At 59.5% G+C, this 23,582-nt stretch carries 20 protein-coding genes and 3 pseudogenes; 6 read left to right on the plus strand and 17 right to left on the minus strand.

Features of this window, described 5'->3' with window-relative positions; all coding sequences use genetic code 11:
- Nucleotides 1-340 precede the first annotated feature (340 nt).
- From ACPYOJ_RS20290 to ACPYOJ_RS20310, 5 genes are all read right to left on the minus strand, one after another.
- Nucleotides 341-1,438 (minus strand): ABC transporter ATP-binding protein, encoded by a 1,098-nt coding sequence (locus ACPYOJ_RS20290; protein WP_481417855.1) that lies wholly within the window; start codon nucleotides 1,436-1,438, stop codon nucleotides 341-343.
- Between the two features lie 5 nt (nucleotides 1,439-1,443).
- Nucleotides 1,444-2,298: an ABC transporter permease gene (locus ACPYOJ_RS20295; RefSeq protein ID WP_481417856.1), complete on the minus strand. Its 855-nt coding sequence runs from the start codon at nucleotides 2,296-2,298 to the stop codon at nucleotides 1,444-1,446.
- Complete coding sequence (locus tag ACPYOJ_RS20300; RefSeq protein ID WP_481417857.1) at nucleotides 2,295-3,245, minus strand: ABC transporter permease; 951 nt, start codon at nucleotides 3,243-3,245, stop codon at nucleotides 2,295-2,297. The genes ACPYOJ_RS20295 and ACPYOJ_RS20300 overlap by 4 nt, the downstream gene beginning before the upstream one ends.
- A gap of 22 nt (nucleotides 3,246-3,267) precedes the next feature.
- A complete protein-coding gene (locus ACPYOJ_RS20305) occupies nucleotides 3,268-4,380 on the minus strand; it encodes an ABC transporter substrate-binding protein (protein WP_481417882.1) in 1,113 nt (370 codons plus the stop codon).
- Nucleotides 4,381-4,455: 75 nt separating this feature from the next.
- Nucleotides 4,456-5,544, minus strand: coding sequence for a mandelate racemase/muconate lactonizing enzyme family protein (locus tag ACPYOJ_RS20310; protein WP_481417858.1), 1,089 nt, complete (start codon nucleotides 5,542-5,544; stop codon nucleotides 4,456-4,458).
- Between the two features lie 249 nt (nucleotides 5,545-5,793).
- Here ACPYOJ_RS20310 and ACPYOJ_RS20315 point away from each other — a divergent pair, with 249 nt between their 5' ends.
- The gene (locus tag ACPYOJ_RS20315) at nucleotides 5,794-6,693 is read left to right on the plus strand and encodes a LysR family transcriptional regulator (protein ID WP_481417859.1); all 900 of its coding nucleotides are present in this window, start codon (nucleotides 5,794-5,796) and stop codon (nucleotides 6,691-6,693) included.
- 770 nt (nucleotides 6,694-7,463) lie between these two features.
- On the opposite strand, the pseudogene ACPYOJ_RS20320 reads toward ACPYOJ_RS20315, so the two are convergent.
- Nucleotides 7,464-7,875, minus strand: a pseudogene (locus ACPYOJ_RS20320) (LysR substrate-binding domain-containing protein); the annotation flags it as partial.
- A 75-nt stretch (nucleotides 7,876-7,950) separates the two neighbouring features.
- On the opposite strand from ACPYOJ_RS20320, the pseudogene ACPYOJ_RS20325 reads away from it, so the two are divergent.
- Nucleotides 7,951-8,245: pseudogene (locus ACPYOJ_RS20325) on the plus strand (transposase); the annotation flags it as partial.
- Here ACPYOJ_RS20325 and ACPYOJ_RS20330 read toward each other — a convergent pair.
- The 4 genes from ACPYOJ_RS20330 to ACPYOJ_RS20345 all read right to left on the minus strand — a co-directional run bounded on the left by ACPYOJ_RS20330 (nucleotide 8,233) and on the right by ACPYOJ_RS20345 (nucleotide 12,484).
- Nucleotides 8,233-9,303 carry an ABC transporter ATP-binding protein gene (locus ACPYOJ_RS20330; RefSeq protein WP_481417860.1) on the minus strand — a complete coding sequence of 357 codons (1,071 nt, stop codon included), beginning with the start codon at nucleotides 9,301-9,303 and terminating at the stop codon, nucleotides 8,233-8,235. The pseudogene ACPYOJ_RS20325 and the gene ACPYOJ_RS20330 sit on opposite strands and share 13 nt — an antisense overlap.
- Nucleotides 9,304-9,324: 21 nt before the next feature.
- Entirely contained in the window at nucleotides 9,325-10,173 is an 849-nt protein-coding gene (locus ACPYOJ_RS20335; RefSeq protein ID WP_481417861.1) for a carbohydrate ABC transporter permease, read from the minus strand.
- Entirely contained in the window at nucleotides 10,166-11,104 is a 939-nt protein-coding gene (locus ACPYOJ_RS20340; RefSeq protein WP_168832915.1) for a carbohydrate ABC transporter permease, read from the minus strand. The genes ACPYOJ_RS20335 and ACPYOJ_RS20340 overlap by 8 nt, the downstream gene beginning before the upstream one ends.
- Before the next feature lie 69 nt (nucleotides 11,105-11,173).
- Nucleotides 11,174-12,484, minus strand: coding sequence for an ABC transporter substrate-binding protein (locus ACPYOJ_RS20345; RefSeq protein WP_481417862.1), 1,311 nt, complete (start codon nucleotides 12,482-12,484; stop codon nucleotides 11,174-11,176).
- A gap of 211 nt (nucleotides 12,485-12,695) precedes the next feature.
- Here ACPYOJ_RS20345 and ACPYOJ_RS20350 point away from each other — a divergent pair, with 211 nt between their 5' ends.
- The 4 genes and pseudogenes from ACPYOJ_RS20350 (at nucleotide 12,696) to ACPYOJ_RS20365 (ending at nucleotide 16,867) form a co-directional block, all read left to right on the plus strand.
- The gene (locus tag ACPYOJ_RS20350; protein ID WP_481417863.1) at nucleotides 12,696-13,901 is read left to right on the plus strand and encodes an ROK family protein; all 1,206 of its coding nucleotides are present in this window, start codon (nucleotides 12,696-12,698) and stop codon (nucleotides 13,899-13,901) included.
- 39 nt (nucleotides 13,902-13,940) lie between these two features.
- Nucleotides 13,941-15,041 (plus strand): Gfo/Idh/MocA family protein, encoded by a 1,101-nt coding sequence (locus ACPYOJ_RS20355; protein ID WP_481417864.1) that lies wholly within the window; start codon nucleotides 13,941-13,943, stop codon nucleotides 15,039-15,041.
- 16 nt (nucleotides 15,042-15,057) lie between these two features.
- Nucleotides 15,058-15,699 (plus strand): ThuA domain-containing protein, encoded by a 642-nt coding sequence (locus tag ACPYOJ_RS20360; RefSeq protein WP_481417865.1) that lies wholly within the window; start codon nucleotides 15,058-15,060, stop codon nucleotides 15,697-15,699.
- Nucleotides 15,700-15,868: 169 nt separating this feature from the next.
- A pseudogene (locus ACPYOJ_RS20365) lies at nucleotides 15,869-16,867 on the plus strand (IS5 family transposase).
- 152 nt (nucleotides 16,868-17,019) lie between these two features.
- Here ACPYOJ_RS20365 and ACPYOJ_RS20370 read toward each other — a convergent pair.
- The 7 genes from ACPYOJ_RS20370 to ACPYOJ_RS20400 form a co-directional block, all read right to left on the minus strand.
- Nucleotides 17,020-17,940: an ABC transporter substrate-binding protein gene (locus tag ACPYOJ_RS20370; protein ID WP_481417866.1), complete on the minus strand. Its 921-nt coding sequence runs from the start codon at nucleotides 17,938-17,940 to the stop codon at nucleotides 17,020-17,022.
- Nucleotides 17,941-18,114: 174 nt separating this feature from the next.
- Nucleotides 18,115-19,461, minus strand: a complete 1,347-nt coding sequence (locus ACPYOJ_RS20375) for an amidase (RefSeq protein WP_481417867.1) — start codon at nucleotides 19,459-19,461, stop codon at nucleotides 18,115-18,117.
- A gap of 11 nt (nucleotides 19,462-19,472) precedes the next feature.
- On the minus strand, nucleotides 19,473-19,853 hold the full coding sequence (locus tag ACPYOJ_RS20380) for a cupin (RefSeq protein WP_168832867.1): 381 nt from the start codon (nucleotides 19,851-19,853) through the stop codon (nucleotides 19,473-19,475).
- Between the two features lie 26 nt (nucleotides 19,854-19,879).
- Nucleotides 19,880-20,806, minus strand: coding sequence for an ABC transporter substrate-binding protein (locus ACPYOJ_RS20385; RefSeq protein ID WP_481417868.1), 927 nt, complete (start codon nucleotides 20,804-20,806; stop codon nucleotides 19,880-19,882).
- A 58-nt stretch (nucleotides 20,807-20,864) separates the two neighbouring features.
- On the minus strand, nucleotides 20,865-21,695 hold the full coding sequence (locus ACPYOJ_RS20390) for an ABC transporter permease (RefSeq protein ID WP_481417869.1): 831 nt from the start codon (nucleotides 21,693-21,695) through the stop codon (nucleotides 20,865-20,867).
- A 28-nt stretch (nucleotides 21,696-21,723) separates the two neighbouring features.
- Nucleotides 21,724-22,506 (minus strand): ABC transporter ATP-binding protein, encoded by a 783-nt coding sequence (locus ACPYOJ_RS20395; protein ID WP_168832870.1) that lies wholly within the window; start codon nucleotides 22,504-22,506, stop codon nucleotides 21,724-21,726.
- A gap of 14 nt (nucleotides 22,507-22,520) precedes the next feature.
- Nucleotides 22,521-23,513: an ABC transporter substrate-binding protein gene (locus tag ACPYOJ_RS20400; RefSeq protein WP_481417870.1), complete on the minus strand. Its 993-nt coding sequence runs from the start codon at nucleotides 23,511-23,513 to the stop codon at nucleotides 22,521-22,523.
- Nucleotides 23,514-23,582: the final 69 nt, after the last annotated feature.

Raw genomic sequence — 23,582 nt, forward strand, 5'->3', positions numbered from 1 at the left:
GAGGGGCTTTCGATGCATCTTCAGCATCCTTCATGACGTACGCTAGCTGTAGGGAACATCCAAACGTCAGGATGTTGAGGCATTGGGTAACGCCGTCTTCCAGACGGTCGCGCCCCCCTTGCCTTGCAATGAGCCCTCTGTAAGCCTTGCAGGGCCAGGCCAATTGTGCATCGTTAGCAAATCGTCGGTGTATAACACCTTTGGGCTATGCCTGTGACTTTGTCTTCTGGCATTCGGACCCAGGGACACAAAGACCGAGGTTCCACATGCTGCAGGTTTTTTCTGAAGGATTTGCCTTGTGCATGAGGCGGGACGGGTGCTCGCGACCGGGGATCCGGTCTCAAGGTACACGGGACACTGCGTGTGCCTGCTCGAAATAGACGCTCACTGTCTCGCCGATATCAATACGATTCGCCTCGGATGTCGGCCGCTCAGCCCGCATCCGTTCCACGCCGGGGATTTCGATGTCCAGTAGTATTGTCGTTCCCTGGTAAATCTTGTCGGTCACCCGGGCTAGAATACCCTTTTGCGGCCCTGTCTCCGCAGGCGGTCGAATTGCGACATGCTCAGGGCGAACGCAGCACCAGATATCCGGTCCAGTGACTAACGGAGACACGGTCGTCAACCAGATCGACAATCCGGCTCTTTCCACATGCGCGTGCGGATCGCTGTCGATGCCAGTGATCGTGGCCTTCAGGAGGTTGTTGGCGCCAACGAAACGCGCACTGAATTCCGTTGCGGGTGTTGTATAAAGATCGACAGGCGTGCCGACCTGATCGATCTGGCCAGCGTTCATCAGCACGATCCGATCACTCATGACCAGTGCTTCGACTTGGTCGTGCGTCACGAACACGGTCGTCTGCCCAGCCTCGCGCTGGATATCCCGAAGGTCGATGCGCACCTGCTCGCGCAGCTTGGCGTCCAGGTTTGACAGCGGTTCATCAAGCAGGACGAGATCAGGCTTGAACGCAAGGGCACGGGCGACAGCGACACGCTGTTGCTGACCACCACTCAGTTGTTCCGGGCGCCGGTCGGCAAGCTTTTCGAGGCGAACGAGAGCGAGGAGCTCGTCGACCCGGTTTTTTTTGTCTGCATTGCTCCAGCTGCGCATGCGCAAACCGAATGCGACGTTCTCGGCGACCGTCATATGGGGAAAGAGTGCGTAATTCTGGAAGACGAGCCCGATATTGCGCTTGTTCGCCGGCAGCAGGTCGATGCGCCTGTTCCCGAAGCGGATTTCGCCCGCATCCTGCGGCAGGAGTCCCGACAGGATCTTCAGCGTCGTCGATTTTCCACAACCGCTCGGCCCAAGGAAGGTGACGAATTCACCCGCGGCAATATCGAGGGAGAAATCGCGGAGCACGTTGACGGCGCCGAACGACTTGCGGATGCGACTGATATGCACGGGTTGCGAATGGCTGTGATCTTGCGAATTCATGATGTTCAACCTTTACGGCTCATGACGGAGCCCGCCATATATTTGGGGCCTAAGACGACCGCGACCATCGTGTAGAAAGCGATCGCGACGTAGACGAGAATTCCGGCCATGGCGATGGCATAGGGAACCACGCCGCGATCCACGATATCGCTGAACAGCCTAATCGAGATTGGAGTCGCGTTGGGACCGGCGATGAAGAACAGAAGCTCGAAGGTCACGAGATTCTGCATGAAGATGAACAGGGACGCGATGGCGATGCCGGGCGCAATCAATGGCAGCGTGACGATGCGAAAGGTCGCTAACCGCCCTGCGCCAAGCGTATGGGCTGCCTGCTCGTATTCTTCCGGCAAGCCCGCAAGCAGGGCCTCCGTGAAGCGCAGGCCGGTCGACAGACTGAGCGCAACGAGTGCAAGCAGCACGCCGGAAAAGCTGTTGGAAAGGTGCAGCGGAATAAACACTGTCAGCAAGGCGATGCCGAGGATGAGCTGTGGCACCACATCGGGAATGAGCACGAGATTGCTCATCAGGCGACTGCCGGAGAGCCTTCCGCGGTTCATGGCCCAGGCTGCCGGTACGGCCACGAGAAGCGCGACGATCGTCGCGGTAAAGGCGATGCGCACAGTGAACCAGAAGGCCTCCCAATAGGCAGAGGGAATGGCCTTGTAGGCTTCGAGAGAAACATCGGTCAGCGACAGGGAAACCTCGAGCTTGCCTTGAAAGGAGGCAAGAAGAACGAGTACGATCGGAAAGAGCAGCCAGATCAGCATGAGGCCGACATAAATGGTCAGCAAGCCTTTGCCGAAGAAGCCGCTGAACGTCCAGCGGCGGGTTGTCGTGGCTTTTTCGATATCGGCGCTCATCGCTCACCTCCTTGCCGCCCGTAGCGCATGAGGATGAGTTGCGACAGAGCCGTGACGCCAATCGCCAGCACGGAAACGATGACCGCTTGCGCGTAAGCCAGATGCGGCTGCTGAAGCGTCAGCAGATTGGCCGAAACGAGGAGGGAAACCATGTATGGAACGCGCCCGTTCAGCATGACGGGAATGGCATAGGATGTTACGACCGATGTGAAGATCAGAGCACTCGCCGCTATGATGCCCGGAATGGCGAGCGGAACGGTGATGACGAAGAAGGTGCGCAGGCGCGTCGCCCCCATGCTGACGGCGGCATCCTCAAGCTGAGGATCGACCGACATCAGGACGCCCGTCAATACCGCGGTCGCAACCACGACGCCGCTATAGGTAAAGGCGATCGCCTGTCCCGGCCAGTCGAAGAGAATGAAGGCGGGCTGCGACAGGATGCCAAGCGAAAGCAGGATCTTGTTGACGACCCCAGTCATCGGCGCAAGGAGCAGGATCATTGCATAACCGATGACCACGAAGGGCAACATGCGGGGGATGGTGATGATCGGCATGATGAAGTTGCGCAATAGCGTTTTACGCGCAAGCATATAGGCCATGGGCAGTGCAAGCAGGATGGAGATGACCGCAACCCCGAAAGCCATAAGGATCGTGGTCGCAAGCGTGCGCATGAAGAACGCACTGCCGAACGAGGCGATATAATATTCGAGCGAAAACGCGCCGCTTCGCTGGTTCCTCAGACTGTTGACGAACAATAGCCCGAGTGGAACGAGCGCGACCAGGCTGGTCACGAAGATGGCGGGCAGTGTGCAAAGTCGGAAGAAGACCTTTTCGCGGCGAATGCGCCGGCGCAAGATGTTGTAGCCGTCATCGTCTGCCGATGCTTCCGGTGGTAACGAAAGCATCGGCGAACGCGCTTCTTCCGTGAGAGGACGAAGGACTGTCATAGGATTCCCGCAGGTGAGAGGGTTATTGCCCTTGGATCACGACCCGATTGTAGAGATCGAGTACTTTTTCGTTGTAGGCGGGATCGAGCATGGCATCGCGAAAATCGTCGACCCAGAGCATCTTCGCCTTGCTGGCGAAATCCTGCCATTGAGGTGATGCCGATTCGCCGGCGCGCGGCAGCTTGTTAAGGTAGCCGACCTTCTGGGCGATCTCGTTTGCTTCGGCTGAATGCACGAACTTTGCCCATTCGACGGCGCCGATCGGATTCTTCGTTTTCGACGCAATCACCGGGCCGGACTGTACCAACGCGACCACGCCCTCCTTGGGCTCAACGATATGCACCGGCGTGCCGGCCTTGAGCTCTTCTACGGCATTGTGCCACCACCATGCCGAGATCAACGATTCATCGCGGCGCAGGAGCGGACGGATCGAACCCGATCCCTGAGTAAGCGTCAGCGCGTTCTTGGCCCACGTAGCGACCAGTTCGAAAGCCGGCCGAGCGGCCTCTTCATTAAACTGGCCATTCTGGAACCATGCGTGCCAGTCGTCGCCGCGAATGGTGGCCGCCGCGGCGATCGCATTGTAGCCCGAACCAACCGAAAGAGCGGAATCGAATGTGATACGATGGGCGAACTCCTCTTTTCCCAGATCGTCCATAGAGCTGACCGCACCCTCGGCGAGACTGTTTTGGACGACCAAAACCCATGCGGAGATTTCGATTGGCGCCGAATAGCCCTTGGTATTGAGGGTTTTCATCGCTCCCTGATCAAAACTTGCCCACTCCTCTGCAGTGAACTTGTCCTGGAGAGGCATCCAGTAGCCGAGATCGATACCTGCCCGGATGTTCTGGTTGTAGAGCCAGTAGACGTCGCCGCTCGGATTTGGCCATTCCGTCTGAAGCTGGGCCCAGACTGTCGGGATCGCCCCGGGCACAGTGCGCACATGTACCGGAACGCCGTATTTCTCCTGCATGTGCTTGGAGAATGGCTCAACGAGGGCATCGGCGAAGTCCGTTGGAATGCCTGTGCCGGTATAGACAACCAGTTCGTCGCCGGGCTTACCGTCCTGGGCATAGGCGCCCGTCGAAAGCGTGCCAAGCGCGGCGAAAGCCGCGGCGGCCATCCATGTCTTCATCTTGAACAATTATTTCCTCCTCCTTGGAACAAGCGTGTTCCGGAGCTCCGGACAGGTCCGAAGCGCCGGCATTCTTCAGCCGTGGATCTTGAACTTCTCCATCGCAGCATGGTTGAGGTCGAAGCCAAGGCCCGGGCGCGTCGGGGCGCTGATGGAGCCATCGGCATTGACCTCGAGTTGCTGATTGAACATGGCGTCCTTCAGCCGGTTGAGGCTATTGTCGTAATATTCGACAATGAGCCCATTCGGTACGGCCGCGACCAGATGGACGTGAATTTCCTGGTCACCGTGCGGCGCCACCGGGATATGATTGGCATCGGCATAATGTGCGCATTTCTGCCATTCCGTAATGCCGCCGAGAATCTGCGCATCGGCGTTGAGCACATCAGCTGCGCCAGCAACGATAAGTTCGCGAAAGCCGGTAACGGTATATTCGTTCTCGCCCAGCGCGATCGGAATGTCCGTGCGGCGCACGAGGTCTGCGGCGCCCGCATTGTCTTCCGGCGAAAGCGGTTCTTCGAACCAATAGCAGCCACGCTCCTCCAAGAAGCGTGCCATCTTCAGGGCGTCTAGCCGGTTGTAGGCGTTGTTGGCGTCCGTCAGGACGGAAACGCCGGGACCGACAGCTTCTATGACGGCGTCGACGCGGGCGAAATCCTCGGTCAGAGGCACGGCGCCGATCTTCATTTTGATCGCCTTGGCACCCTTGGCGGTCTTTTCGGAAACTTCCTTCTGCAGGCCATCAAGGCCCTTCCCCTTGCCATAGTAGCCACCCGCGACATAGGCTGGGACCGTGTCCCGATAACCGCCGAGCATCTGGTGGACGGAGCGGCCGCATTCCTTACCGATTGCGTCCCACACGGCGATATCGACTGCGCTTTGCGCGCGAGTCTCAAGACCACGACGGCCAAAAAGCTTCGGACGGTAGATCAGGCTCCAGATGCGCTCGGTATTCAATGGTTGACCGACGACAACGTCTGCGATTTCTCGCAGCGCTTCATAAACGATTTTGCCGCCATGCGTCCATCCGACGCCAACCACCCCCGAACGGGTCTCCAGCTCGACCACGACGATTTCCGTATGCGTATAGGTGTAAAGGCCATTGGTAATGGGCTCCTCATATGGAGCCGAATATGCGGTCACGCGAGCCGATTTGATCGTCATCTTATCCTCTTGAATTTTCTAGGGCGACAGGAACTGGGACTGACTTCTCCGAGAAAGGGGCACAGATATTGCGAGCCTCGTCACGCCCGTAACGGCATGTCTCCCCTCACCCGTCAGCAGTGCTGCACCTTCCTCCGCCCTTGCCACTCCAGCCGTGACTCCGTAGTATCAATTCAACGATTTCGTCACCAATGCCGATTTCAAATACAATTATTACGCGTGGTTGCCCCGATGGATTCCGCATGGCTGATGGATTTCGTGGAACTTGCCAGAAGTGGGAACTTTTCGCGCGCGGCGGAACTGCGCAACGTCACTCAGCCTGCCTTCAGCCGCCGCATCCGGATGCTTGAGGATTGGGCGGGAGCAACGCTTATCGACCGCAGCTCGCATCCTGCCGAGCTGACGGATGCAGGTCGTCAATTCCTGGATTATGCAACCGAAATTCTCGACCGGATCAACAAGGCTCGTCAGGTTGTCCAGGAGATCGAGCAGAGTTCGAAGGCAACCCTGCGCTTTGCGGCAACACAGGTTCTTTCGCTGAACTTCTTTCCAAAATGGCTGAAGACCATCACTGGCAAGTTCAAGATCGACAGCATTCACCTTACCTCCGGCGGGCTTGAACCTTGCGAATACGATATGCTCCATGGCCGAGCTCAATTCCTGCTCTGCCATCACTACGACGGCATGGCATTCCGCCTCCCCGCCGATGAATTCACATGGATTTCCATTCTGCGTGACCGTCTGATGCCGGTCGTCGCCACTGATGGGGATGGCAAGCCCCTCTACCGTCTCGACGCCGGCGTGACAGACTCGATTCCGCTGCTTGCTTATGAAAAACAGACGGGTTTGGGGCGAATATTCAGCACGGTTTTCGACATCGAGAATTTGAAACCGAAACTCATCCCTGTCGCCACCTCACATTTGGCGCTGCTTCTTGGTTTGGTCCTGGAAGGCAGAGGAGTTGCATGGGTCCCGGCAAGTGTGGTGCGCACCGAGCTCGCCAATGGAACGCTCGTTGAGGCCGGCGGCGTGCATTGGAGCATCCCAATGGAGATCCGCCTTTTTCGACCGCGGGAAAAGCTGAGTGTGGCATCGGAGACGTTCTGGAGTTACGTCAGACCTATTTCCCCCGATGAAAACTGGCCTTGATAGGATCGCTTTTGTAAGGACTCTTGCAGGCTCTCCTCTGAAGTGGATCAACAAGCGGGCCTGCCACACATAGAGGCCAGGAAGAGCACGACATAACCTGACGCGCTCGCGGGGTTGGAGCCGCTAAACCGACTGCTGGGCCACGACGGTGGCTATAGCCGGGTCGTGACGTATCACACCGATGACGGCGAGGTCTTCGGATTTCCGGCCATGCGCAAATGGCGCTCGCCGGAAGTATTGCTTCTACCGCTTGGCTGAGATGCTCGGCGGTTTACGCGCCATTCTGATGCGGTGGATGCATCGGTGAAGATTTGATGGGTGCGAGGATGTTCGTGGCAACACGCGTGATCCTCGCGGTGTTCGGCGGAGCGACCGTTGTCAGCCTCTTGAAAGGTGCCTCCCATCAGAGCTCAGAGTGAACCGACCGGCTTCTACCTCCGTGAACGGCTCTCGCGCCGGGAAGCGAAAAGATGTCTCGTCATACAGTCACCGGAGGCGATATCGCCGGCTTGCAATGATTGCCATCCTGGCCGGCGCCTTCTGAGCAGCCGCGACAATCGGCCGGCTTCGCGGCTGCCTCAATTTTTGCGACAAACCTAAGACCAGGCTTCCATGGCTGCCGTAAATGAACGTTGCCATAATACATCCGCATTCAAAACGCGGATAAGACGCGTCGCCAGAATCTCTTAAGCACCGCTTGCTTTCTGCTAGAAACTTCCCGTGGTAGTGCCGAAAATCCGCCTCGAACGGGTAGCGGCTGTATTTTCCCTTCACCTCCCTGGTCTCGCCAGCGATCGTGCAATATCGACAATGTCATCACGCGAGGCGGTCGGATCTTCCTTGTTCCAGGCAACGCCTAACCCGATCCTGAAATCGATACCCCTGACCGGCTTCAGCTCAAAAGCCCGGTTCGGCAGATCCTGTGTCCATTCCGGCGCAAAGCCGATGCCAAGCCCGGCCGAGACGAGCGAGACCAAGGAGTAGGTGTCATCGCAGCTATAGGCGATGTTCTTGGTCAGATCATATTCCTCGAACTTCTCATTGAAGTAGCGTTCGGTGAAGGAGAGGTTCTGCCTATTGAACGAGATGATCTTCTGAGAGCGTAGATCCTCGATGCCGATCTCCTCCATCCCGGCAAAGCGGGCTCGTCCTTGCAACCGCCAGCAGATAGCGCTCATGGGCATTACAAATGGTGATTACACAGGCGCTCGTCTGCTTCTGCGACGGTCTCAAGACTAGTCCACCGCCTAAGTTCCATATCTGAAATGGGAGCCACCGCCGCTTCGAGGCTGGGGGCCGAGGGGAAAAACGCCTGCGCAGCTTCGCCCCGCACGGCCATTGGCGCACCCTGACCTTCCTCGGCGTGCTGCGCTGCGATCGGCTTGCCGCACCTTGTGTCTTCGATGGACCGATCAACAGTCAGTGCTTCCGAGCCTGTGTCGAGCGGCAACTCCTACCGGTGTTCGAACCCGGTGACATCGTCGTGATGGATAACCTCGGTTCCCACAAGTCGGCCGCCATCCGAGTTGAAATCGGCTTTTACAGTGCCAGGCCGCTGCCACTGTCGAAAACGTAGACTTGCTCGGCATTGACGGCGACCTTCAGCTGTTCGCCATAACGCACGGGTGCCTCGCCGTCGACGACGGCGGTCACCTGCTCGCCGGCAAGCTCGAAGAGCACATACGTCTGCGCGCCCGTAGGTTCGACCAGCAGCGTCTGGCCGCTCAAAGGCGATCCATTGGCTGACAGGCTCAGATGCTCCGGCCGAAGCCCGATCTTGACGGACTGGCTCGGCTTTACCTTGCGCGCATCGGCAATGCGCACCGCTGTTCCGTCCTTGAGCCGGACCGCGGGCGCGCCGGCGACGCCGTCCACCACGCCATCGAGGAAATTCATCGCCGGCGAACCGATGAAGCCGGCGACAAAGAGATTGGCCGGCTGGCGATAGAGTTCGATCGGCGTGCCCTGCTGTTCGATGCGCCCCTGGTTCAGAACCACGATACGGTCCGCTAGCGTCATTGCCTCGATCTGATCATGCGTGACGTAGACTGAGGTCGTTTGCACCTTCTGGTGCAGCGCCTTGATCTCCGAGCGCATCTGCACGCGCAGCTTGGCGTCGAGATTCGACAGCGGCTCATCGAAAAGGAAGACGGCCGGATTGCGCACGATGGCGCGGCCCATGGCGACACGCTGGCGCTGGCCGCCAGAGAGCTGCGCCGGCTTGCGATCGAGCAGCTTGGTAAGGTCGAGCATGCGCGCCGCCTCGCTCACCCGCTGTTCGATGACCGGCTTCGTTTCGCCCGACAGTTTCAAATTGAAGCCCATGTTCTCGGCGACGGTCATGTGCGGATAAAGCGCGTAGGATTGGAAGACCATCGCAATATTGCGCTCGCGCGGGGTCATGCTGTTCACCACCTGCCCGCCGATCGAAACATCGCCGTCGGTGATCTCCTCGAGCCCGGCGATCATGCGCAGCAGCGTCGATTTCCCGCAGCCCGAAGGCCCGACGAGGGCGATGAACTCGCCGTCCTCGATGGCGAGTGAAATGCCGTGAATGACGTCCATCGCGCCATAGGCCTTGCGGATATTGTGAAGTTCGACGGATGCCATAGGCCTTGCTCCGATTGTGGCTCAGGACTTCACCGCACCGGCGGTCAGGCCGGCGATGATGTGCTTCTGCGCAAGAAAGAAAACGATGATGGTGGGCATGATGGTCAGCGTAATGAACGCCAGCACCAGTTCCCACTCCGTGCCGAACTCGCCGCTATAGACCATCATGCCAAGCGGCCAGGGGTAGATCGAGTCCGAATTGAGCATGATCAGCGGCAGGATGTAGCTGTTCCAGCTGCCGACGAAGGAAATGATGCTGACGGTGGCGACGATCGGCCGGGAAAGCGGCAGCGAGATGTGCCAGAAGAACCGGATATAGCCGCAGCCGTCGACGAAGGCCGCCTGGAACAATTCTTCCGGAAGGTTGCGAAAATAATTCCTGAAGAGGAGAATGCTCATGCCGAGCCCGAAGGCCACCTGCGGCAATACCACGCCCCAATAGGTATTGAGCAGGCCGAGATCGCGGATGCGGATGAACAGCGGCAGGATCGCCGTTGCCGCCGGGAACATCAGGCCGATCAGAAAATAGTTCAGCAGGAAGTTGGATCCGAAAAATTTGACATGGGCGAAGGTGAAAGCCGCCATCGCCGATACCGATACCGTCAGGAACATGGTCAGCAGCGCGATGATCAGCGAATTCATCATCTGCCGCCAGTAGCGGTCGCCGAACAGGATGCCGGTATAATTCTCGAAATGCCACTCGGTGGGCAGTCCGAACGGATTGGTCCTGAGATCGCCTAGCGACTTGAAGCCGCCAAGCGCAGTCGTCAGCAGCGGGATCAGCACGATGGCGGCGATGATCGTCAGCGACACGTAGAGATAGATTTTCGTGCCGGTGCGCATGCGAACGGATGAAGCCATGTCAGTCATTGCGCATAAATATCCGTTTGTAGCCGAAAGCGAGGGTGACGCAGATCACGAACAGCACCACGCCGACCGCGCTGCCGAGGCCGACCTGCATGCGGGTGACGCCGAAATTGTAGAGGAAGGTCACCATCGTCTGCGTCGAGTTGAACGGTCCGCCGCCGGTCAGCGGCATGATCAGATCGAAGAGCTGCAGCGAGCCGACGACCGCAAAGAACACGGACAGGCGCAGCGTCGAACCAAGCAGCGGCAGGGTGACATAGCGAAATTTCTGCCAGCCGGTGGCGCCGTCGATCTCAGCCGCCTCGAGCACGCTCTTGTCGAGCGACTGCAGGCCGGCGATGAACAGCATCATATGGAAACCGAAATATTTCCACACGATGACAGCGAGCACCGCATACATCGCAAGGTTCTTGTCGGCGAGAACGTAAGGCGTCTCCACGCCGAGGAAATGCGAAATCGCGGCAAACAGGCCATAGTCGCCGTCGTAGACGAAGCGCCAGATGAGGCCGGCGGCAACTTCCGCAAGGACATACGGCAGAAAGAAGATCAGCCGGAACAGCACGACGCCGCGAATGCGGTTTGCGAGCATGGTCGCGAGCCAGATGGCAAGCGGCACCTGAATGCAGATGGAAATCAGGATGATCAGCGCGTTGTTCTTGAGTGCGGTCAGGAACGCCGAGTTCTTGAACAGAACCTGGAAGTTACGCAGACCGATGAACTCCGTCGGCGGACCGTAGCCGTTCCATTTGTAGAGACTGTACCAGGCGGCCTCTCCCATCGGCAGGATGACGAAGATGGTAAAAAGCAGCAGTGCAGGCGGCAAAAACAGAAGGATCACGGGCATTCGACCGCGCGCTGCCGGGCTCTTGCGCCGCGTCGTCGATTTCGCCTGCGCGGTAGGCCCGAGGGCGGTGGTTGCGGTGATGTTCGTCATGAACAATCCTGATACTCGGAATTCAGAAAATCGATGACGCCAGCGGCGGACCGCCGGCGTCCGTCTCTCTTAGAGCTGGTCTTGCTCGAATGCGTCCTGCACCTGCTGGGCGCCGTCCTTCGGGGTCATCTGGCCGGAGACGATGCCAACCGAAATGTCGTTGACGACACGGCCGACGGACGGACCCAGATCCTGGTCGAAGAAGTTCTGATGCCAGGTCGAATGCGCCAGTTGCTCGGCCGATGCGTGCATTAGCGGGCTCTTCACGCCATCCTCGGAGCCGATGGTGACCGGGATGATCATGCCGGCCTGCGCCATGGTCCGCTCATTCTCGGCGTTGGTCAGATAGGCGAGGAAGTCGAGCGCTTCCGGCGGGGCTTTCTTCGTCACGGCCCAGCCGTTGAGACCGCCCAGCGTGTCGGTTGCAAGGCCGGCGCCGCCGGTCACCGCCGGGAAGGCGAAACGGCCGATATTGTCGTCGGCGAGGCCCTTGCCGTCGCCGGCATTGGTGCGCTGGTTGGCTGCGGTGTTTTCGAAGCCGAGGATCATTGCCGCCTTGCCGTCTCCGAAGACGCCGAGCGCTTGCGGCCAGGTGGTGCCGAGATAGCCGGGCTGGAAGGGCTCGAGCTTGCCGAGTTCGGCGAGCTGTTCGCCGGCCTTGATGATCGCCGGATCGTTGAAGCCGTTGCCCTGGCCGTTCTTGGCGTCGGTGAAGACCTTCTGGCCGCCGTCACGCATCACCAGATAACTCCAGTAGAAGTGGATCGGCCACTTCTCGCCGCCGCCGCCGGCGATCGGTACGATACCCGCATCCTTGATCTTCTTGACCGCGGCGAGATAGTCGTCCCAGGTCTTGATCGCGCTGGCGTCGACACCGGCCTTGGCAAACAGCGCCTTGTTGTAGAAGAACGAGACGGTACCGAGCTTGAACGGCACGGCGCTGATCTTGTCGTCGAAGGTCAGGCCTTTGATGGCCGCCGGGTTATAGGTCTTCACCCAGGCGCCATCCTTCGCGTTCATCGCCGAGGTCAGATCCATCAGCGTGCCGGTCTCTTCCTGCTGCTTCAGCACGCCGCCGCCCCAGGTGTAGAAGAAGTCCGGCGCGTCGTTCGACTGCAACAAAGTCGGCAGCTTTGCCTTGAAGGCTTCGTTTGCCAGGAATTGCATCTCGACCTTCACGTCCGGATGCTGCGCTTCGTACTGATCCGCGATCTTGCGCCAGATGGCGACATAGTTCGGATCGAGTTCCAGGTGCAGCCACTTGACGACAGTTTCCGCCGCGGCGCTGCCGGCGCCCAAGAGCATGGCAAGACCGGTCGCGGCAGCAATGGCGGCAACACGCGTCCGCCGGAGGGCCTTCGCCCTACGTTCGTAAAACATGATTTTCTCCTCCCAAGGGAATAAGAGCTTCAAAGAATTTTTCCCTTATGCGGATTAATTCAGCGGAGCTTTGCCGAAAAGTCAACCACCGATCCCAAAATTTCGGCAATACGGCTTGACACCGGGCAGCAACCATAGAGTATTTAATTCGCATCCCGTCAAAAATATCAAGCCGTCGCCGAGGCGGAGATCCCACTCGGCAAAGATTTTCATGAAAACAGCAGATCCCGAACTTATGCGGGCGATAAACCGCTTCAACGTGCTGGATACCATCCGGCGGGCGGGTTCGATCGCACGCGTCGAAATCAGCGAACGCACGCAACTGTCGACGACCACCGTCTCTGCGATCACGGCTTCGTTGCTCGATGACGGCCTCATCCTTGCCCGTACCGAAGGCGACCTGCGCGAGGCCGCCGCCCGTGGCCGACCGCGGGTCATGCTGGAGCTGAACCCGGATGCTGCAAGGGTCGTCGGCGCTAAGATCGCCGCCAACAGGATGGTGTTTGTCGTTGCCGACTTTCGGGGCGAAGTCCTGTCGAAACTGACGCTGGCGCTGCGCGTCGACCGCCAGCCCATCAGCGTCATTGCCGATCTGATCGAGGATGGGGTCAGGCGTTGCGTCGTTGATGCCAACCTGTCGCTGGAAGAGATCGATTCGGTCTGCCTGGGCCTGCCCGGCGTCATCGAACACCGCACCGGCCATGTCCGCACCAGCCCGATCTTCCGCGAAAGCGGCGTCAATTTCGCGGCCGAGATGACGGAGCGCCTCGGAATCGCCACCATCGTCGAGAGCGACGCTCACGCCATCACGCTGGCGCACCATTGGTTCGGACAGGCCAAGGACCTCGACGACATGGTGCTGGTGTCGCTGGAACAGACACTTGGCCTCGGCGTTCTGCACGCCGGCCAGCTTTTCCGCGGCGCCGGCGGCCTCAGCCACAATCTCGGCGACCTCGTGCTCGGCATCGGGCCGCAGGGCACCATCAGGCTCGCGAGCCAGGCCGGCGAAAGCGCCATCCTCGGCGACCAGCCGACCGGCGGACGCTTTGCCGAGGCGATCCGGCTTGGTCGCGGCATGGCGCATGCAAAGACCCTGATCGCCGCCGAAGACAACACCCTGATCAGCGCCGCGATCCGCGCCGGCGAGGCATGTGGCATGGCGCTGGCCAATATCGTGACGCTGTTTGCGCCGCCACGAGTCATTCTCGTCGGCTCCAGCCTTGCGCTTGGCCAACCCTTTCTCGACAGCCTGCGGCAGGCTTATTCCGTGGCGATCCCGCCCTCGATCAAGGGCGTGACCGAACTCGTCTTCGACCAGTCGACGGATGAAACCTGGGCGCAGGGCGCCGCGGTCGTCGCGCTGCGCGAACTTTATGAATCACCTTGGGGAACCACCGGGCCTGCTCCGGCGCTCTGATCCCCAAGGCACAACAAGACACTTCATTTGGAGGAAGTTATGGAAAAGGTCGGCATTGGCATCATCGGTTGCGGAAACATTTCCGGCGCCTATCTCAACGCGATGAATTCATTCCCCATTCTCGATATCCGCGGCGTTGCGGACCTGAACCGCGAGCTGGCAGAAGCCAAGGCCGCCGAATTCGGCCTGAAGGCCGTCGACGTCGCGTCGCTGCTGGCCGATCCCTCCGTCGAGATCATCGTCAACCTGACGATCCCGAAGGCCCATGTCGCGGTGGGCCTGCAGGCGCTCGATGCCGGCAAGCACACCTATTCGGAAAAGCCGCTCGGCATCAACTTCGCCGAAGGCAAGAGGCTTGCCGATGCGGCGGCTGCCAAGGGTCTGCGCATCGGCGCCGCGCCCGATACCTTCCTCGGCGGCGGCCATCAGACGGCTCGAGCCATTATCGACGAAGGCGAGATCGGCATTCCGGTCGGCGGAACCGCGACCTTCATGTGCCCGGGTCATGAACGCTGGCATCCGAACCCGGCCTTCTACTACGAAGTCGGCGGCGGCCCGATGCTCGACATGGGTCCCTACTACATCACCGATCTCGTCAACCTGCTCGGGCCTGTCGCGCAGGTCGCCGGTTTCGCGGTAACGCCGCGCAAGGAACGCATCATCACCAGCGAACCGCGCAATGGCGAACACATTCCCGTGCACGTGCCGACCCACGTCGCCGGCGTCATGGCCTTTGCCAACGGCGCGGTCGTACAGATCGGCATGAGCTTCGACGTCGCCGGCCACAAGCATGTTCCGCTCGAGGTCTACGGCACCGAGGGCACGCTGATCGTTCCCGATCCGAACCGCTTCGCCGGCCCGGTCGAGTTCCTGAAGAAGGGCGGCCAGTTCGAGGAGCGCGAAGTGACGGCACCCTATGCCGACGGCAACTATCGCTCGCTCGGCGTCGCCGACCTTGCCCATGCCATCCGCTCCAACCGGCCGCATCGCGCCAACGGCAGCCTGGCGCTGCATTTGCTCGAAGTCATGGAAGCCTTCCAGACCGCGTCCGACACCGGCCGCACAGTCGCCATCACCACCAAGACAGAACGTCCGGCCCCCTTGTCCGAGTCCCTCGTAGACGGAAAAATCGGCCGCTAATCAGGAGAAATGCAATATGCGCGAAGCACTTATCGTCTGGGGCGGCTGGAGCGGCCACGAACCGCAGGAATGCGCCCATATCATCCGCGACATGCTGGAAGAAGACGGCTTCAAGGTCTATCTCGAAAACAGCACCGAAGCTTTTGCCGATCCGTCGATCCATGATCTCAGCCTGATCGTGCCGATCGTCACCATGTCGAAGATCGAAAAGGAAGAAGTGAAAAACCTTGCCGCGGCGATCGAAAGCGGCGTCGGCATTGCCGGCTACCATGGCGGCGCGGGCGACAGCTTCCGCGAAAGCGTCGAATACCAGTTCATCATCGGCGGCCAGTGGGTCGCGCATCCCGGCAATATCATCGACTATACCGTCAACATCACCCGGCCCGATGATCCGCTCATGGAGGGAATCACCGATTTCCCCTACACGTCGGAGCAGTACTACATGCACGTCGATCCTTCGAACGAAGTGCTCGCCACCACGACCTTCACCGGCGACTATGCCTATTGGATCAATGGCGTCGTGATGCCCGTCGTCTGGAAGCGCCACTATGGCAAGGGCCGTGTCTTCTATTCCTCGCTCGGCCACCAGGCCAAGGAATTCGATGTGCCGCAGATGAAGACCATCTTCCGCCGCGGCGCCAACTGGGCGGCCCGCTGACGATCGCTACACTCTGGCCCCGCCGCGATGTGCGGGGCCAGCCATCCTTGCGCAGCAGGTCTTGGCGATAACAAGAAGCATCCGGCGCGAGCATTGGTGCAGGGATCAAATTTCAACGATTTCCGCCTATGGGTCCGCAATCGCAAACAGCGTGATTGATCCGCACACCATGCCGCATAAGCACAACGCCGCCCGCCGTCATCGCATCTGCAAGATGAAATTCAGGGTGACGAACTGGCGGGAGTATGAAGCGGGCCTTCGCCGTCTCGGCAGTCTGACGCTGTGGCTGACGCCGGAAGCACTTGCCGGATGGGCTGCGCCACGACGCAAGACACGCGGTGGCCAGCCGCGCTATTCAGATCTCGCCATCGAAACCACCTTGACGCTCGGGATGGTGTTTCGGTTACCGCTCCGCCAGGGCGAAGGATTGCTGGGCTCGGTGCTTACGTTGATGGGCCTGGATCTGCCGGCACCTGATCACACGACCCTCAGCGGGCGGGCAAGAACCTGGAAGCCCGCCTGCCCAAGGCAATGGCCGTCAACCTGTGGCGGTTGGACCCCTTCATGTTCTGGTCGATAACACCGGGCTGAAGATCTATGGCGCGGGCCAATGGTTGGAAGAAAAGCACAGCGCAAAGTCCCGCCGTGGTTGGCGTAAGCTGCATGTGGCGCTTGATGCCGGCAGTGGCGAGATCATTGCGCATGCGCTCACAGATCACGACACCGGCGACGCCTCGCAGGTCGAGCCGTTGCTCGATCAGATCGACGATGAGATTGGCCAGCTCACCGCCGATGGCGCCTATGATGGCGATCCAACGTATGACGCCGTCCTGTGCCACAGTGCCGAGGCAAAGGTCGTCATTCCGCCGCGATCAACTGCGGTCGCAAGGCAAGACACAGAATCGCCAAACCAATGGGATCGTCATGTCGCATCAATCCAAACGACGGCCGGCTGAAATGGCAGGCCTCCACCGGCTATGGCAAGCGGGCTTTGGTTGAAACGGGGATGGGCAGATATAAGAGCATCATCGGGCGGCGTTTGCAGGCCCGGGCATTCCCCGCTCAACAGACGGAGGCTGCCATCGGCGTCGCCATCCTTAACCGAATGCTCATCTGTGCACGCCCGAAATCCGTGCGGTGCAAGGCGACGACGCCGGCGACAAAATGACCCGTCATCAAAGACTGAATAGCGCCTGCATAACTATCCGCGCACCAACGCCGCAAAAGACGGCACATCGTCCGCCCCGAGAATTGCAAGCGATGCAGGGCAATGAGGCGTACGACGACAAACGTGGGACCGCCCCGAACTGATGCTCAAGATCAGCTGGTCCAGAGCTCGCTGAATCGTGTCGCGACTATCTCGTCTGGATCCAGCTTTCGCTCTGTCAGCCCATTGGCGCCAGCGAACCTGTTAAGCCCTTCGATTGCCTCCGCCCCGATGTCCGCTGTGTAATAAGGACTATCCCGGGCCACAAGGGTGGGAATGAGTTCGGTCTGATCCTTAGGGAAGAGGAGGTCGGCACCCACCTGTCGTGCGAGGGATGCGTCCGCTTTCAACGCCTCCTGTGTCGCCCGTATTGCGCGGATGGCGGCAGCGGCAATTTCAGGTTCATTCTTGATCAGCGCGTCTGTTACCGTGAGGGCAGCGAAGTTGTAGTATTGCGCTCCGTGCGGTCCATCGCCACGTCGCAGATCGAGATGCAACTTGGCGAGACCGGCCTTCTCTGCCAGGGCAAGCCGCATGCCATTGCCCCAAAACGCATCCGCATGGTTTTGCTCGATGGCTTTGACGCCATCGAGGCTATGCCATTCCGACTCCGACGCTAGGCTCTCGACGATCTGCACGTCATCGAGGTTCAAGCCCGCCTCCATCAGCATGTGTCGCAGCGCCGTCCGGGGAAACTTGAACGAGGATGCTATGCGCAGACCCTTGAGGGCAGCGACGTCACCGCGAGGAATGTCGATATCCTTGCGGATCCCCATGAACCAGTAGGAATATTGCGCGAGGGCGCATAAGAGCTTGGCGCCTTTCCACATTGGAAAGGCTCGCGTCGCCGCGAACGCCGGGCCACCAAAAAAGTGGATTGAACCGTCTTTGAGTTTCTCTGGCCCGCTTTTAGCGCCATATTCCGGCACGAATTCTACATCGACGCCCTCCGCCTTGAAGAACCCCAGTTTTACGGCCGCCGTCGCGACGAAATATGAAGGGGAATCCACATCAGCGACCATCAACCTATACATTTTATCCTCCAATAGCTTCAATCTTTTGAGCTCTAACTTTTTGCGGTTTCGAATTAAGCCTGGCGCCTTGCCGTAGGCGCCACCGATCTTCCAAGGCGGGTCAATTGCCGGGTCGCAAATTGAGATTGAGCGACCAATTTATCCGCGCAGACGTGCTGCAACTTCCCGACGCGGTTATCGCAACAGGTTTTCAATCCCGGAACTCAGACTGAAAACCGCTGTGTCGTGTCCTGGCAAGCCTGCAATCGTTAGACCCGTGGGTGCGTCGCCTTGTCTGTGCATTGGAATTGAGATAGCGCATCCATCCAACAGATTGATCGTCGTTGAGTTTCTGAGCACAAGAAGATTCTGGTCGGTGAACGACTGGTCGTCGTTCAGCTCCGAAATCGCCGGAGCGACTATCGGAACGGTGGGGAAGAGGATGGCATCGAAGTCTCGGATCCTTCGGGTCACACCGGCGATGTAGGCTTTGCGGGCAGCCTGTAGATCTATGTAGTCTGCGGCAGACATCTGCTGGCCGCGCTCAATCCGCATCTTGATGCGCGGATCGTAGCGATCCGGATACCGGTTCAACAAGTCGCGATGCCAAGCAAAACTTTCCGCGGCGGCAAAGCCGCCCTTGGCATTGATGCGGGCGATATCGGCAAATTCGGGGATGTCGATCTTCGTGATCCTAGCACCGGCTCTCGATAGAACGGACAAAGCGCGATCGAAGTCGGCGGAAACCGTCGCGTCCATCCGGTCGAGGACCAGCGTGTTCGGCACGGCAAGCCGTAATCCTTCAATGGATGCGCGCACAATATTTCCAAGCGAGCTGTCGGCGATAACAGCATCCAACGCTGCGCAGCAGGCAACGCTCCGGGCCAGCGGGCCGACGGAATCGAGACTGGTCGACAGCGGAACTGCTCCATCTGTCGGCACGCGCCGTGCGGTCGGCTTGAAGCCGACAATGCCGGTAAAGGCAGCCGGAATCCGGCATGATCCGCCCGTATCCGTGCCGAGGGTCGCATATGCCATTCCGTCGACGACCGACACGGCGCCACCGGAAGTCGAGCCACCAGGAACGCGCCCCGTTTTCCTGTCCCAAGGGTTGCGTGGCGTATCGAAATGCGGATTGAGACCCAGGCCGGAAAAAGCGAACTCGCTCATGTTGGCGCGGCCGATCAATACGAAACCGGCACTGCGGAGACGTGCCACAGCCGGCGCATCCTCCGTTGCCGGCTTCGCCTCCGACAGGACTTTGGCGCCAGCTTTGGTGACCTGACCCCTAACGTCGAACAGGTCTTTGATCGATATGGGAATGCCGGCGTACCGGGAGGGTTCCGCGCCTACCGCCCGAAGCCTGTCCATTGCATCTGCCTGAGCGAGCGCAGTTTCTCGATCGGCCGCGATGAAGGCCCGCCGACCCTCACCCGCCGGATCTTCAATCCTCTGGAGGCAGGCTTCGACGAGCGCGCGACTCGTCGTCCTGCCATGCGCCAGATCTTCGGAAAGGCTTCTCAAAGTGGCATCGGGGGACATCGCGCTACGCCTCAAGCCGGATCGAAATAGTGAATTTCGAGAAGCAGGCAGCCGGTCTTCGACAGGAAGGGACCATGGAATGCGCCCGGTGGACGGCAGGCATAGGTAAAGGGCGCGAAGGCTTCGCCGCCCTGCCCGTTTTCGTCGTTACCGACAGTCAGATCGCCGGAGACAAGGAAGACCTCCTCCCAATAATCGTGAACGAAGGGCTTGGTCGTGAAGGTGCCGGCGTCGAAACGCAGCAGGCGTGTGCGACTGCCTTTCTTGTTCGTCTCGTCCAATGAGCCGGATATGATTTTCTGCTGGATGCCGGAAGGATAGCCTTGTGGTACTTCCCAGCCGGAAGACATATCCAACGTATGAAATTCGTCGTGTAATTTATTGATTGCCATGGATTCATTTCCTTTCGTATCGCGCATTACGCAGCGTTCCAGAAGTGGCTGAACCGGGTCGCCACGATGTCGTCATAGTCGACGTCGTTCTTGAGAAGCCCGAGATCGCGTGTGAAGCGGTTCATCCCCGAAACGGCCTTTTGGGAGATCCGTGGGCTGTAATAGGGAAGATCACGGCGGATCAGCTCGGTGATGAGACCCGCCTCGGTTGGCGGGAAGAGCGCCTTGCCCGCCGTCCCCGCCCGTCCGACGTCGGCCCTAAGAGCCTTCTGCGTGGCGACGATGCCCTTTACCATCGCCGCGGCGGCTTCCGGCTTCTCGGAGATGAGACGGTCGCTGGTCGCAATAGACGAAAACGTGTAGTCGAAGCAGCCTGCGGGTCCGTCGCCGCGGCGGACATCCAGCACGACCTTGCCGACGCCGCGTGTCACGGCCACTTCCGTGCCCATGCCGTTCGCCCAGAAGCCGTCGATCTTGCCTTCTCCCAGCGCTTTTGCCGCAGTCAGCCCGAAGTTGACACCGGCACCAACTGCGCCCGGTACCGGCGCAATGGTAACCTCGTCGCGCTGTTCATCGATGCCGGCAGCCTTCAGCAGTTCCTTCAAGCCCATATCGACCCAGGGGGCCGCACCGATGCGCTTGCCCTTGACGATGCTGAGATCACCTTTCACGGGGTTGAGATCGGCGCGCATGACAAGAAACCAGTACATGCCCTGCGCCTGCGCGCAGAGAAGCTTGCAGCCCTTCCAGTCGGGAAATGCCGCAAGAGCCGAATGGGCAGATCCGCCAACGAAGTCGACTTCGCCGTCGCGGAGCGCTTCATACGCTTTGCTCACCGGAAAAATCAGTTCGAGGCTGATATCGAGGCCGAGGTCTCGAAGGAACCCTAGTTCGACCGCCGCGGCGGCGGGAAAATATGAATTGGAAATGAGATCGGGGACAGCGATACGCATGGTCCTGCTCCAATTTCTGTTACAGGTCTATCGGAATGAGATCAAAGTAGCGGATCGCTTAATTGCGATCCGTCAGTTCGTATTGCCACGGCGCCACCCAGCGCTCGACGAGGCTCACGAGGCCGTTGAGCAGCGTCGCCAGGATCATCAGGACGAAGATCGGCACGAACATTGTCGCCGTGTCGAAATTGTTGGCGGAGTTGATGATGATGCCGCCGAGACCCGAGATCGCGGTGAAGAATTCGGCGATCACCATCGCTACCACGGCGCGGCCGACGGCAAGCTTGATGCCCGTCATGATGTAGGGCAGCGTCGCCGGCAGCACGATCCTGCGGATGATCACCGAATTCGGAGCCACCAGGGCACGGCCGACTTCAATCAGCGTTTTCGGCACAGCCCGAACGCCAAGCCACGTGTTGATGCAGATCGGGAAGACCGACATCAGGAAGACGATCGCAGCCTTGACCATGAAGCCCAGTCCGAACCAGAGGATCAGCAGCGGGACAAAAGCAACGAGCGGCATCGCGTTGCCGGCGGTGATGTAGACACCGACGGCATTTTCGAGAATGCGTGACCGACCGATGATGAGACCAAGCGGCACGCCAATGACGATCGACAGCGCAAAGCCGACGGCAAAGGCCTGCATGCTCGTCATCAGCGCTGTCGGCAGCTCTCCGGAAACAAGAAGTCCCCAGAAGGCGATCGCGATTGCGGATGGGTAGGATCCGAAGATTGGATTGATATCGTGGCCGAAAATCTGCCAGACGGCGATAATAACCACGAGCGAGATCGTCGTGATCATCCAGCCGGGCATCTCTCGGGGCTTTGCAGGCTCGATATCGTCTTCGGCAGTTTGCTGCGTTTCCGATCGAAAGGCCGGTGTTGCCATGATGCTGTTTCCTTTCATCGTTCAACCTTCAGTGCACGCTATCGGGCAGTTCGTGGAGCGCGCGCCAGATCCGGTAGCGCGCCGCCGCAAATTCCGGCGAACCGCGCAAGGCCCCGAGGTCGCCTCTCGGGCGGGGCAGGTTGATGTCGATAACTTCCTGAACCGTGCCGCTGCGCATGACGATAACGCGATCCGCCAGAAGCACGGCCTCGTCCAAATCGTGGGTCACGAACAGGATCGTCTTGTTCGTTCGTGCGTGAACTTCCAGAAGCTCGCTCTGCAATCCTTCCCGCGTCTGGGCGTCGAGAGCGCCGAAAGGCTCGTCCATCAGGAGAACAGACGGATCGATAGCGAGAGCGCGGGCAATGCCAACGCGCTGTTTCATGCCACCCGACAATTGGTGTGGCCGCCGGTCGGCTGACTCTGCCAACCCGACCAGATCCAGGTAGCGCATCGCGGTTTCCTGCAGCTGCGCGCCGCGCATTCCCTTCATTTCCAGGCCGAACATCACGTTCTGCAGGGCGCTCAGCCACGGCAGCAGTTCTGCATGCTGGAAGACAAGGCCGCGGTCATGGCCGCAGCCGTTGACATCGCGACCATCAACGACCACGCGGCCGCGCGTCGCCGATTCCAGTCCCATGGCGATCCGCAAGGCAGTCGTTTTCCCGCATCCACTGGGTCCGATGAGGACGGCGATTTCACCGTCCCTGATGTCGATATTGACCGATGATAGGGCCCTTACCGTTTTGATTTCATTGTTGATGCGCAAGTTGAAACGCTTGGACACATCGACGAGGCTGACTTGGCCCATCTTCGATCCCCTTATTACTTTTTGACGAGCGTCAGCGCCTGATCACGAGCGCTGGTATCGATGAGCTTGGTGAGGTCATTGGGCGTCTTGAGGTTCTTGGTCTTGACGAGCAGATCCTGCATCCAGCTAAGCTTTTCGGCGGGGACAGGCATCGTGCTGTCAACCGCATGATATTTCTGTACTTCGTCGAACATATCGGCGGCGCGCGTATCGTTCGGATCGGCCTTGGTCAGTGTCTTGGTCAGCGCGATCGACTCGTCACGATGATCGAGCGCGTATTGAACGCCTTGCATCTGCGCGGCCAGATAATGCGCGAGCTCATCCTTGCGGGTTTCGAGCGTCTTGCTGGTCACATAGGTGCAGAAGCGCAGGAAGTTCGGGGCTACGTCCTGGGCGTGGACGAGCAGCTTGACGTTGTTTTCCTTGGCGAAGTCGATGAATTCGGTCGAGGCGGCTGCGGCATCGACGACGCCTGTCGTCAGAGCGCGCATGCGATCGACGTCGCTACCCATCTGCGTGAAGCTCACCGACGACGAGGCAAGGTCGTTTGCCTGCAGAACGGCACGAGTGATCAGATCCGGCAGCGAGCCGGGGCCGGAAATCGCCAGCGTCTTTCCGGCCAGGTCCTTGGCGGAGTTCAGGCTCGGCTTGGAGAAGATCGCGTAGGTCAGACCCGGCCAATAGCAGCCGACGATCTTGATGTCGGCGCCGCGGGAGGCGGCCAGCAGCGGGCCGCCAGGGCTGCCTTCATAGCTGTCCAGTTCACCCGCGATGAGCGCCTTGAGCGCCAGCGCATCCCCGGTGAACTGCACGACATTGAGATCGATGCCCTGGTCCTTCGCGAAGCCCTTGTGATCGGCCATCAGCACGATCCCAGCATCGCTCTTGGCCTGGACGGTTCCGTGGCGCCACGGCTTTGCATCCTCGGCCGAGGCTGCACTCAGCGTTACGCAGGACAGCAATGCGGTTGCTGTCAAGGCGATGATGTTCTTGATGCTGTTTTTCATGTTCCACTCCTTTTTTATATGGGCTCTATGGCCGTTTGTCGGTTTAGCTGCTGATGCTTGCGAGAATAG

It is taken from the genome of Rhizobium sp. SVR5-9E (genome assembly GCF_056755095.1).